Consider the following 10686-nt stretch of genomic DNA (forward strand, 5'->3'; position numbering starts at 1 on the left):
GTGGGCTGGTATAGCGGTTTTGGCGTCTCTGTGTCGGCGGCCCCCCCGGGCCCCGGGGCCCGCGGGGCGGGGCCCCCCGCCCCCGAGATGGGCACGGCCGCCTGATGCGCACATGACGAATGCATGATCGACCGGATGTCCGCACACCGCCCCGGCCGCAACCGCGCCACCCGGCCCTACGCTGTCCCCATGGCCCTGAGCGATCCCCTGCCACCTGCGAGCGCCTCGCACCTGCGCACTCCCGACGGTGCCCGGCTGGCCGAGGCGGCGTCGGTCTTCGCGCTGCTCTCCGACCCCACGCGCCTGCACCTGCTGTGGCTGCTCGCCCAGGACGAGTCCGACGTCGGCACGCTCGCCGAGCAGTGCGCCGCCTCGCGCACCGCGGTCAGCCAGCACCTGGCCAAGCTGCGGCTGGCCCAGCTGGTGGAGTCCCGCAAGGAGGGGCGCCACGTCCACTACCGGCTCCGCGACGGCCACCTGCGCCGCCTGGTCCTGGAGGCGCTGAGCCACGCCGACCACCGGGTGAGCGGAGAAGCACCCCACGACTGACCGCCGCCGTGGGAGGCTGGGGCCCATGCCGTCCCGAGGTGTGGTACCCGAGCTGCCCGAGATGCCCGAGCTGGTGCAGCTGACGACCCCGGCGGCCGTGCCGCCGGGCACCGCACGACAGCTGACGGACTGCTGGACGGCCGTGGTCAACGCGGGCGGGGCGGTGATCGCCCCCGAGCTGCCGATGCCGCCCCTGGCCGCGGCCGACGTCGCACCCGCGGTGGACCGACTGGTCCGCGCACTCGATCCGGCCCGGTGCCGGATCCTCCTCGCCGTCAGCGGCGGGTTCCTGTCCGGCTGGCTGGTTCTGCGCCATGACCCGCACCCGCTGGTGGCCCACTGCGGGGTGGTCAACCACCTGCAGACCCTCCCCGGGTTGCGTGGCCGCGGCATCGGCAGTGCCCTGATGACCGGCGTGGCCGGGATCGCGCGCGACGAGCTGGGCCTGGAACGACTGCAGCTCAGCGCCCGGTCCGGGGGCGGGCTGGAGGAGTTCTACCGGCGGCTGGGGTGGGTGGAGGTGGGCCGGTGGCCTGGTGCGCTGCGAGTGGCGCCCGGGGACGACCGGGACGACGTCCTGATGAGCCTCGCCCTCTGAAACGGCCGTCCTGATCCGGCCAACCGCCCCCGTGTGCTCCCACGCCCCCTTCAGCTGCGGCAGACGGGGAGCGATGATGGGCGGAGCCGTACGAGTGATCGCGGATGCGGGTCCGCATGCGTCGTCGGGGAGGGACGGCCGGGATGAGCGACGCCCCTATGTACCTGGAACCGCGGCTCACCTCGGGCCCTGCGGCCCTGCTGCGCTCCGGGCCGTTCCTGCACGGCCTCGTGGACGCGCTCGGGTCGCCCCTGAACGTCGTCCTGCCCGAGGAGCTCGAACGCAACGAGGAGGCGTTCGCCGAGGTCATGCGCCGGCACCGGCTGCCCGGCCGGATCTGGTTCGCCCACAAGGCCACCGGCTCCAGCGCCCTGGTCCGCCACGCGGCCGCCACCGGCGCCGGGCTGGACGCCGCCTCCGTGGAAGAGCTCCAGCACGCCCTCGGGGCCGGCTTCACCGGCGACCGCATCATGGCGACCGGGCCGAAGGACCCCGCCTTCCTGTGGCTCGCCGCCCGCTGCGGGGCGATCGTGAACGCCGACGGGCCGGGCGAACTCGCCGAGGCCGCCCGACTGGTGCGCACGTACGGCCTGCCCCGGCTGCGCGTCGTGCTGCGCCTGTCGGAGTTCGGCGCGGCCGGCCCCCGCACCCTGTCCCGGCCCACCCGCTTCGGCACCCCCGAACGGAACCTGGCCCGGCTGCTCGACCTGCTCGACACCCTGCGGGACGCCCTGGAGCCCGTCGGCGTCGGCTACCACCTGGACACCACCAGCACGGACGAGAAGGCCGTCGCCCTGGAGGGCTGTCTGCGGGCCGTGGACGAGCTGCGGCTGCGGGGCTTCCAGCCCCGGGCCATCGACGTCGGCGGCGGCTTCGGCATCAGCTACCTCGCGCACGCCGCCCAGTGGGAGCGCTGGACGACCGCCCTCACCGAGGCCGTGCTCGGCCGGCGCGGCCCCCTGGCCTGGGGCGGGTACGGGTACGGCCTGCGGGTGGAGAACGGCGTCCTCAAGGGCGCGCCCGCCCTGTACCCCGCGTACCGGCCGGCCGCCGGCGCCGCCTACCTCGACGAGCTGCTCTCCCTCCCGGCCCCGGGGCTGGGGCGCCCGCTGGGCACGCTGCTGCTGGAGAGCCTGTGCGACCTGTACGCCGAACCCGGCCGCGCCCTCGTCGACCAGTGCGGGCTGACCCTCGGCCGGGTCATGGAGGTCCGCGAGGACGCCGGGGGCCCGCCGCGGGTGCGGCTCGCGCTGAACGCCGGCGACGTCGGCCTGGAGGAGCACGGCGTGCTCGTGGACCCGGTCCTCGTCCCCCGCGACGGCGGCCCGCCCGCCGCCGACGCAGCCGGTCCCGTCGGCGTGCACCTCATGGGCAGCCTCTGCCTGGAGGCCGACCTGATCACCCGGCGGACCGTCTTCCTGCCCCGCCGGCCCCGCCCGGGCGACCTGCTCGCCTTCCCCAACACCGCCGGGTACTGCATGGACTTCACCGCCACCCGGGCCCAACGCCAGCCCGTGGCCCGCAAGGTGGCCGTCAGAGCCGCCGGATCCGGCACCGCAGCCGACGACGCCGGAGGGGAGGGCGGAGCCTGGCGCTGGTGCCTCGACGAGCAGTACTGGCCGGTCACGGAAACGGGGGGATCAGGCACATGAGGTACGACAGCATCACCGACGCCATCGGCAACACCCCGCTGGTGCGCATCGATCCGGACGTGCACGGACTGCGGAACATCGATCTCTACGCCAAGCTGGAGATGCTCAACCCGTTCGGCTCACTGAAGGACCGACCCGCCTGGAACATGGTCCGCGAGCGGCTGGCCGGTGCCGCGGCCGGCGGCGAGACGGTGGTCGAACTGTCCAGCGGGAACACCGCCAAGGCCCTGGCCCTGATCGCGGGCCTGCACGGGCTGCGGTTCAAGAGCGTCACCAACCGCATGCGCGTCCCGGAGATCAAGGACCTGCTGCTCCTGCTGGGCGCGGAGATCGAGGAGCTGCCCGGGCAGAGCGAATGCCTGGACCCGACGGACACCGCCGACCCGCTGACCCTGTTCCACCGGGAGCTCAGCCTCCCCGGGAGCGCGCACCTCCACACGGACCAGTACTTCAACCCGCTGAACGCCGAGGCCCACGCGCAGGGCACCGGCCCGGAGATCATCGCCGATCTGGACGGCCGCGCCCCCGACTGGTTCATCGCCTGCGTGGGCACCGCCGGCTCCTCCACCGGCGTCGCCCGGGCGCTGCGCGCCCACGACCCGGCCGTGCGGGTGGTCGGGCTCGTCGGCGCGAAGTCGGACTTCATCCCGGGCATCCGCACCGCCGACGAGGTGCAGGAGGTGGGCCTGTTCGACCCGACCGCGTACGACGCGATCGAGGCGGTGAGCGCGGACGAGGCCCTCGACGGGATGCTGGTCCTGCTGCGCCGCTGCGGGCTGCTCTCCGGCCCGACCGGCGGGGCCGCCTACCACGGTGCGGTCCGTCATCTGCGGGCGCTGGACGACGGGCTGACGGAACGCCGGACGGCCGTGTTCATCGTCTGTGACCGGGCCGAGAGCTATCTGGGCTACGTCCGGCAGCGGCGCCCCGAGCTGCTGGGCCGGCCCGCCGTGCGCAATTCCGCCGCCACCGTCACCGAGGCCGAAGTGGCCGCCGTGCGCGCGATGGACGTGACCGAGGCCCGCAAGTGGGTCGAGTCGGGGCAGCCGCTGGTGGTCGACCTGCGCGGACCGTTCGCGTACGGGGCGCTGCACATCGACGGCTCGGTCAACATCGTGGACGAGCTGTTCGCCGAACTCGTGCGCGGCGGGCTGCCGTTCAGCACGAGCCGACCGGTGTTGCTGGCCTGCCCGGTGGGCGAGCAGTCACAGCGGTACGCGGCCCTGCTGACCCGGATGGGGCATCCGGACGTACGCAGCCTCGCGGGCGGCATCATCGCCTGGCGGGACGCGGGCGCCCCGCTGGTGCGCGACTGATGGCCGCCCCGCCGACCCCGTCGCCCGCGCCGACCCCGGCGGATCCGCGGGCGGAGCTGCGGGAGCTGGCCGGGTGGCAGCGCCCGCTGCGCGCCCGGTTCCCCATCGTGGCCGGGCATCCCGGTCAGGCCTACCTCGACAGTGCCGCGACCGCGCAGAAGCCGCAGGCGGTCCTGGACGCCGTGCACGCCTACCTCACCGGCTCCAACGCCAACTCCGGCCGCGGCTCCTACCCGTGGGCGAACGCGACGACGGCGCTGGTGGAGGGTGCCCGCGAGCAGGTGAAGGCGTTCCTGGGGGACCCGGACCCCGAGCGCTCGTCGGTGCATTTCACCAGCGGGGCCTCGGAAGGCCTGCGGACGGTCGCCCGGGACTGGCTGCCGGAGCTGCTCGTCGACGGCGACGAGATCGTCGTGCCCTTCGGCGACCACCGGGCGAACCTCGACCCCTGGCTGGAGGCGCGGGACCTGCTGGCCGCGCGCGGGGTGCGGATCACCGTACGGGAGCTGCCCTGCCAGGCCGGGTCGGGGGACTACGACCCGGCGGCCCTGGCCGGTCTCGTCGGCCCGCGCACCCGGTTCGTGGCCGCGACGCACGTCCACCACGTGTACGGCGCCGACATGAACGTGCACCGCGTCCGCGAGGCGGTCGGGCCGCACGTGCCGATCTGCCTGGACGCCGCCCAGAGCGTCGGCCACCAGCCGGTCTCGCTCGCCGGACTGGACGTGGACTTCCTGGTGTTCTCCGGGCACAAGGCGCTCGCCCTGCCGGGCACCGGCGCGGTGTGGGCGCGGGGCGCGCGCGGCCCGGCGTTCCGCCCCGGCGGCTGGCCGGGTACGCCCAACACCGCGGGCATCGCGAGCCTGGTGGCCGCCCTGGACTGGCTCCGGGCCGCCGACGTGGGGCGGATCGCGCGGTGGACGACGGCGCTGGCGGCCGTGCTGACCGACGGGCTGGCCGGGCTGCCCGCGTACGAGGTCCTCGGTTGCCGGACCAGCCTGGCGGCCGGATCCGGCGTGCAACGGCGGGGCAGCATCGTGACGTTCCGGCACCACGGGATCGGCTCGCAGGACCTGGGTTTCATCCTGTACAGCCACGGGTTCATGGTGCGTTCCGACGACCACTGCCAGGCCGGGCGAAGTGTACGGGACGGGTCGGTGCGGGTGAGCCTGCACGTGTACAACACGCTCGAAGAGATGGAGGAGTTGCTGACGGTGCTCACCAACCTGCAATGATTTTCACTATGGATATGAGCGCAGTGACGGCCGCGCGCTGGGTGGAGCGCTGGGAGTGCCAGCAGCAGCGGTACGCGGTGGACCGCGAGGAGCGGTTCACGGTCATCGCGGACGTGGTCGAGCACGTCACGCACACCACGCCCGGCCGCCGCCTCCTCCTCGACCTGGGCAGCGGTCCGGGCACGCTCGCCGCGCGTCTGGCCGACCGGCTGCCCGGCTCCGAGGTGCTGGCCGTCGACGCGGACCCGCTGCTGCTGGAGCTGGGCCGGGCGCACTTCGGGGACCGCCTGCGGTACGTGCGGGCCCTGATCGGCGCGCCCGGCTGGTTCGACGCGCTCGGTCTCGACCGGCCGGTGGACGCGGCCGTCTCCACGACGGCGCTGCACTACCTGGACCGGGCCACCCTCGGCGGCGTGTACCGGGACGTCGCCGAACGGCTGCGCCCGGGCGGGGTGTTCGTCAACGGCGACCACATCGCACCCGACTCGGCGCCGATCCGCACCCTCGCGCAGGACCTCGGCCGCCGCCACAGCGAACGCAGTCTGGCCTTCACCCACGAGGACTGGTCGTCCTGGTGGTCGGGGGCCGCGGCCGACCCGGAGCTCGCCCCGCTGCTGTCCTCCCCCGGCGCCGCCGGCCACCCGCCCTGCGCTGCCGACGACCTGCCGGTGTCGGCCCATGCCGCGCTGCTGCGCCGGGCCGGCTTCCGTCACGTGGGCACGGTCTGGCAGTACGGCAGCAGCCGCGTCCTGGCCGCCGTACGCTGACCCGCGCGGGGCGCCGGCGGGGCGCTAGGACGCGGGCCGGACCAGGTCCGCCGCCCCGCCCCGGGTCACCGCCGTGACGGGGATGCCCGCCCGGTCGAGCAGGCTGGCCGCGATGGTCGCGCGGCGGCCGCTGCCGCACACCGTCCAGATCTCCCGGTCCCGGGGCAACGCCCCGAGCCGTCTGGGGAGTTCGGCCAACGGCACGGCGAGGGCGCCGGGGATGCCGCCGTCGGGGCTCTCGGGCCGGACGTCCAGGACCCGCCGCTCGGCGAGGTGGCCGGCGAGTTCGGCGGCGTCGGCGGTCCGGAAGGACCGCAGGGGGCGGCCGGCGGCGGCCCAGGCGTCGACGCCTCCGGCCAGGTGCCCGGCGATGTTGTCGTAGCCGATCCGCAGGAGCTGGCGCACCGCCTCGCGGCCCGCCTCCCCGGCCGGGTCGGGCAGGACGAGCACCAGGCGGGTGCCGAACGGCACCACCTCGGCGACCAGGCTCGCGAACCGGTCGTCGAGCTCCTCGCAGATCGAGCCGGGCAGGTGCCCGGCGGCGAAGGAGGAGCGGTCGCGGCCGTCGACGATCTGCGCGCCGCCCCCGGCGAGCCCCTCGACCGCGGCGGGGGTGAGCGGCCGCAGCGCGGGCAGGCCGCCCAGGACCGGCGGGCCGGACCGGTTCACCGGCGCCATGTGGTGGTAGTAGGCGGGGTACGGCGGCAGGCCCGCCATCCGCCCGCTGACGAACTCCTCCTCGTCCGCGGCGGTGAGCGCCGGGTTGGTGCGCCGCTCGGCGCCCACGGTGGTGGTCCGCTCCGCCGCCGCCGGGCCGGCCGAGCAGGAGCTGCCGGCGCCGTGGGTGGGCAGGATGCGGGTGCCGTCGGGCAGCAGGGCCAGCCGGCGCAGCGAGCGGTACTGGGCGCGGGCCAGCTCCTCGGTGCGGCCGGGGCCGCAGAGGTCGGTGCGGCCGGCGGTGCCGACGAGCAGGCTGCCCCCGGTGAACACGGCCGCCGGGTGGTCCGGGCGGACACCGTCGAAGCGGACACCGTCGAAGACGAGGTAGGAGGTGTGCTCGGCGGTGTGTCCCGGCGTCTCCATCGCCCGCAGGGTCGCGTCCCCGACGGTGATCTCGTCGCCCTCGGCCAGTCCGAGGTGGTCGAAGGCGTACGGCGCCCGGGCGGGGCCCGCCACGGTGGCCCCGGTCGCGGCGCGGACCTCCAGGGCCCCGGAGAGGTAGTCGTTGTGGACGTGGGTCTCCAGCGCGTACCGGATCCGCACGCCGCGTCCGGCGCAGGACTCCATCAGTTCCCAGCTGTCGCGCTGCGGATCGACCAGGGCGGCCTCGTCCCCGCTCACGAGGAGGTAGCTCGTGTCACCGAGCGAGGCGGTGGTCAGGATCTCGATCTCGGTCATCGGGTCACCGGGTCCTTCAGACGACGACCACGTCCACGCGGGCCACGGGGTTGCAGCCGTAGCCGTGGGCGTTCCAGGGCGCGGTGTCCGGCTGGGCGTCGCCGCGGGCGTCGGTCGCGCGGGACAGCAGCCGGTAGGGGCCGGGCCGTTCGGGTGTCCACCAGTACGACCAGGCAGTCCAGGCGTGGGGGCCGGCCGGGGCTTCGAGGCGGGCGTGGTGCCAGCCCGCGCCGGGGCCCCCGGCTCCGGCACCGCCGCCGGGCCCCTCGGCGTCGGCGTCGTCCCCGGCGTACTCCGCCCGCACCACCACCCGGCGCACGGGCACGCCGCCGCCCGACCAGGCCCGCCCCCGCACCAGGACCCCGTGGCCGCGGCGCAGGTCCGCGTCCGGCTCGGGGGTGGTGATCAGCGATTTGACCCGGACGGTCGTGACGGGGCCCTCGGGGGTGCCGCGGGGGTCGGTGTACAGGTACTCCTCCGCCTGGAAGACGCCGGTGAACGGTTCGGTCACGGCGCGGGCGCCGACCAGCCACTTCACGTCGGCGACCGCGTACCGGCCGGGCACCACCAGGCGGACCGGCGCCCCGTGCTCGGGGGTGAGCGGCTCGCCGTTCATGTGCGTGGCCAGCAGGGTGTCGGGGTGGAGGGCCACGTCGAGGGGGAGGCTGCGTTCGAAGGCGGTGGGACGGCCGTGCACGGTGCCGGAGTCGGCTCCGGTGAACACGATCTCGACGGTGCGGGGAGCGAAGCGGGCCCGGGCGGCCAGGAGCACGAACGGCACTCCGGCCACGCGGGTGCAGCCGACCGCCCTCTGGTCCCACGGGAGGCCGGGCGGGCGGGGGGTCATCAGGGTGCGGCCGTTGCCCGCACACTCCATGACGACGTCGAACTCCCGGTGCTCCAGGGCGAGCAGGTCCGCGTATCCGACGGTGAAGGGAGCGGCCGCGGCGCCGCCCAGGTACAGCTGCCAGCTGCCGGGCGCGGTCTCGGGGATCCCGAAGTGGTCGCGGACGAAGAGGGCGGCCACTGGCGTGACCGGCTCGGCCAGTGCGGCCGCCGGCGTCTGGGCGTTGTACGGGTCGGACGTCACCGTCTCGGGAGCCCAACCGGTGGCACCGGACCCGAGCGGGATGGGCCATGCCGTCATCACGGAACCTCCGTCGGGCCGCTGACCTGACACGACGCGGGTGGTCTCCAGTTTACGTCCGGGGTCACCGGCGGAAAATTCCGACAAAACCCTTGACTAGGGACAATAGAGGAGGAAAGTAGTCCTTACACCGGAATACCAGAAAGAGCCACACCGCCTCCCGGAGACGTCCGGGAGCCCGCGTGACACTTGTCCAGGCTCTGGCCAGGCCCCCGGCAGAGACTGCCGACCGGAGGAGCCGTCGGCGACGGCTGACGACCCTCGGGATCGGCAAGGCTACCGGGGACTGCTGTGTGCCCCCGACCGTGGCGACGGCCTTGCCGTCAGGGGTGCTGCTGCGGGGCCGTGAAGGTGGTGAAGGCGCTGCGTTTCGGGAGGCGGAAGGCCTCGCGGCCGGTGACGGCGTTGAGGATCGTGGCGTTGCGCACCGCCCCGATGTCCAGGTTCGGCGCCGAGACGCCGTGGCTGTGCACTTCGGCGTTGGCCACGAAGATGCGTCCTGCGACGCCCTCGGCGAGCTCGACGGAGTGGTCGAGGCGGACCCGGTAGCGACCGCGGCCGTCGCGCAGCAGCAGGTGCTCGACGGGGTCGAGGAAGGTGGGCGGCCGGTTGCGGTAGCCGGTCGCGGCCACCACCAGGTCGGTGGTGTGCTCGAAGACCGCCCCCGTGTCGCGGTGCCGGCACGCCAGCACCGCCCGGCCCCCCGCGTCGACCGAGGCGGACTCCACGGTGATGCCGAAGCGCAGTTCCACGTCGGAGAGGCCGTGCTCCAGCTGGCGCCGGTACAGCAGCTCGTGGATCTGGTCGAGGGTGTCGGTGGAGATGCCCTTGTAGAACTGCCACTGCTCGCCGGCCAGCCGGTCCCGTACGTGTTCCGGCAGGGTGTGGAAGTACTGCATGTACGCCGGCGTGGTCATCTCCAGGACCATCTTGGTGTAGTCCAGCGGCGCGAAGGACGGGGTCCGGGTCAGCCAGGCCGCGGCCGGGCCGCCCTCCACGTTGCGGCCCAGCAGGTCCACCATCACCTCGGCGCCGGACTGGCCGGAGCCGACCACGGTGACCTTGCCGGCGTCCTGTACGTCGGCCGCCCGGTACAGGTACTCCGAGGTGTGCAGCAGCCGCTCCCGCGGCAGTCCGGCCAGCGCCTCGGGGACGTGGGGTGCGGTGCCGATGCCCAGGACGAGGGTGCGTGCGGCCAGGCGCAGCCGGGTGCCGTCGCCGCGCACCGCGTGCACGGCGAAGCGCTCGGGGCCGGGCTCCCAGTGCACCGCCTCGACGCGGTGGGAGAAGCGGACGGAGGGCAGGCGGCCGGCGGCCCAGCGCAGGTAGTCCTCGTACTCCCGGCGGGAGGGGAAGAAGTTCTCCCGCACGGTGAAGGTGTACAGCCGGTCCATGTCGTGGAGGTAGTGCAGGAACGACAGGGGGTGGCCGGGCGCGACGAGGGTGACGAGGTCGGCGAGGAAGTTCACCTGCATCGAGGCGTCCGCGAACATCATCCCGCGGTGCCAGGTGAATTCGGGCTGTTCCTCCAGGACCAGTAGGTCGAGGCCGTCCACGGCCTGGGCGAGGGCGGCGAGGCCCAGGTTGAAGGGGCCGCAGCCGATCGCGATCACATCGTGTTCGGTCATCGGGGCAGGTCCTCCTCGCGGCGCGGGTGGCAGAGCAGGACGGCCGTCTTCTCGGGCAGGGTGATCTCCCGGATGCGGCGGTAGCCGGCGGCGACGAACGCCCGGAGGGAGGCCGTGTTGGCCGCGTCCGGCTCGGCGACCACCCGGCGGCAGACGGGGTCGGCGGCGAGCAGCCCCTCGGCCAGGGCGCGCAGCAGCGTCCGGCCCAGGCCCCGGCCGGTGCGCTGCTCCTCGCCGATGGCGATGTGCACGCCCAGGTCGCGGGGGTGGTAGGCGTAGTGCTCGGTGAGCCGGTCGCGGAGCACACCCCCGTCACCTCGGCCCCCAGGGCCTTGGCCACCTGCACGGCGAACGTCCCCACGCCGCCCGACGCGCCGAGCACCAGCACGTGCTGCC

Annotated in this window: 10 protein-coding genes; 6 read left to right on the top strand and 4 right to left on the bottom strand. The window is 74.6% G+C overall.

Annotated elements, in window-relative coordinates; genetic code table 11:
* The first annotated feature begins 189 nt into the window (after positions 1 to 189).
* From ACFVGY_RS36995 to ACFVGY_RS37020, 6 genes are all read left to right on the top strand, one after another.
* Positions 190 to 549, top strand: coding sequence for an ArsR/SmtB family transcription factor (locus ACFVGY_RS36995; protein WP_385686766.1), 360 nt, complete (start codon positions 190 to 192; stop codon positions 547 to 549).
* 25 nt (positions 550 to 574) lie between these two features.
* Positions 575 to 1147 carry a GNAT family N-acetyltransferase gene (locus ACFVGY_RS37000; RefSeq protein WP_385686769.1) on the top strand — a complete coding sequence of 191 codons (573 nt, stop codon included), beginning with the start codon at positions 575 to 577 and terminating at the stop codon, positions 1145 to 1147.
* Between the two features lie 143 nt (positions 1148 to 1290).
* Positions 1291 to 2799, top strand: a complete 1509-nt coding sequence (locus tag ACFVGY_RS37005) for a Y4yA family PLP-dependent enzyme (protein ID WP_385686772.1) — start codon at positions 1291 to 1293, stop codon at positions 2797 to 2799.
* Positions 2796 to 4115: a pyridoxal-phosphate dependent enzyme gene (locus ACFVGY_RS37010; protein ID WP_385686775.1), complete on the top strand. Its 1320-nt coding sequence runs from the start codon at positions 2796 to 2798 to the stop codon at positions 4113 to 4115. Before ACFVGY_RS37005 ends, ACFVGY_RS37010 begins: the two co-directional genes overlap by 4 nt.
* On the top strand, positions 4115 to 5350 hold the full coding sequence (locus ACFVGY_RS37015) for an aminotransferase class V-fold PLP-dependent enzyme (RefSeq protein WP_385686777.1): 1236 nt from the start codon (positions 4115 to 4117) through the stop codon (positions 5348 to 5350). Before ACFVGY_RS37010 ends, ACFVGY_RS37015 begins: the two co-directional genes overlap by 1 nt.
* 8 nt (positions 5351 to 5358) lie before the next feature.
* Entirely contained in the window at positions 5359 to 6117 is a 759-nt protein-coding gene (locus ACFVGY_RS37020) for a class I SAM-dependent methyltransferase (protein ID WP_385686780.1), read from the top strand.
* Between the two features lie 24 nt (positions 6118 to 6141).
* Here the strand turns inward: ACFVGY_RS37020 and ACFVGY_RS37025 are convergent, their stop codons facing one another.
* From ACFVGY_RS37025 to ACFVGY_RS37040, 4 genes are all read right to left on the bottom strand, one after another.
* Positions 6142 to 7515, bottom strand: a complete 1374-nt coding sequence (locus ACFVGY_RS37025; protein ID WP_385686783.1) for a rhodanese-like domain-containing protein — start codon at positions 7513 to 7515, stop codon at positions 6142 to 6144.
* Positions 7516 to 7531: 16 nt separating this feature from the next.
* Positions 7532 to 8662: a molybdopterin-dependent oxidoreductase gene (locus ACFVGY_RS37030; RefSeq protein WP_385686786.1), complete on the bottom strand. Its 1131-nt coding sequence runs from the start codon at positions 8660 to 8662 to the stop codon at positions 7532 to 7534.
* Positions 8663 to 8985: 323 nt separating this feature from the next.
* On the bottom strand, positions 8986 to 10290 hold the full coding sequence (locus ACFVGY_RS37035) for a lysine N(6)-hydroxylase/L-ornithine N(5)-oxygenase family protein (protein ID WP_385686789.1): 1305 nt from the start codon (positions 10288 to 10290) through the stop codon (positions 8986 to 8988).
* Positions 10287 to 10595: a GNAT family N-acetyltransferase gene (locus ACFVGY_RS37040; RefSeq protein ID WP_385686792.1), complete on the bottom strand. Its 309-nt coding sequence runs from the start codon at positions 10593 to 10595 to the stop codon at positions 10287 to 10289. Before ACFVGY_RS37040 ends, ACFVGY_RS37035 begins: the two co-directional genes overlap by 4 nt.
* Positions 10596 to 10686: the final 91 nt, after the last annotated feature.

It is taken from the genome of Streptomyces sp. NPDC127106 (assembly GCF_042677605.1).
GTDB lineage: Bacteria > Actinomycetota > Actinomycetes > Streptomycetales > Streptomycetaceae > Streptomyces.

What these genes read in the sequence shown, in the direction of transcription:
- ACFVGY_RS36995 (WP_385686766.1), top strand. Translation starts at nt 190, where the DNA reads ATGGCCCTGAGCGATCCCCTGCCACCTGCGAGCGCCTCGCACCTGCGC.
- ACFVGY_RS37000 (WP_385686769.1), top strand. Translation starts at nt 575, where the DNA reads ATGCCGTCCCGAGGTGTGGTACCCGAGCTGCCCGAGATGCCCGAGCTG.
- ACFVGY_RS37005 (WP_385686772.1), top strand. Translation starts at nt 1,291, where the DNA reads ATGAGCGACGCCCCTATGTACCTGGAACCGCGGCTCACCTCGGGCCCT.
- ACFVGY_RS37010 (WP_385686775.1), top strand. Translation starts at nt 2,796, where the DNA reads ATGAGGTACGACAGCATCACCGACGCCATCGGCAACACCCCGCTGGTG.
- ACFVGY_RS37015 (WP_385686777.1), top strand. Translation starts at nt 4,115, where the DNA reads ATGGCCGCCCCGCCGACCCCGTCGCCCGCGCCGACCCCGGCGGATCCG.
- ACFVGY_RS37020 (WP_385686780.1), top strand. Translation starts at nt 5,359, where the DNA reads ATGGATATGAGCGCAGTGACGGCCGCGCGCTGGGTGGAGCGCTGGGAG.
- ACFVGY_RS37025 (WP_385686783.1), bottom strand. Translation starts at nt 7,515, where the DNA reads ATGACCGAGATCGAGATCCTGACCACCGCCTCGCTCGGTGACACGAGC.
- ACFVGY_RS37030 (WP_385686786.1), bottom strand. Translation starts at nt 8,662, where the DNA reads ATGACGGCATGGCCCATCCCGCTCGGGTCCGGTGCCACCGGTTGGGCT.
- ACFVGY_RS37035 (WP_385686789.1), bottom strand. Translation starts at nt 10,290, where the DNA reads ATGACCGAACACGATGTGATCGCGATCGGCTGCGGCCCCTTCAACCTG.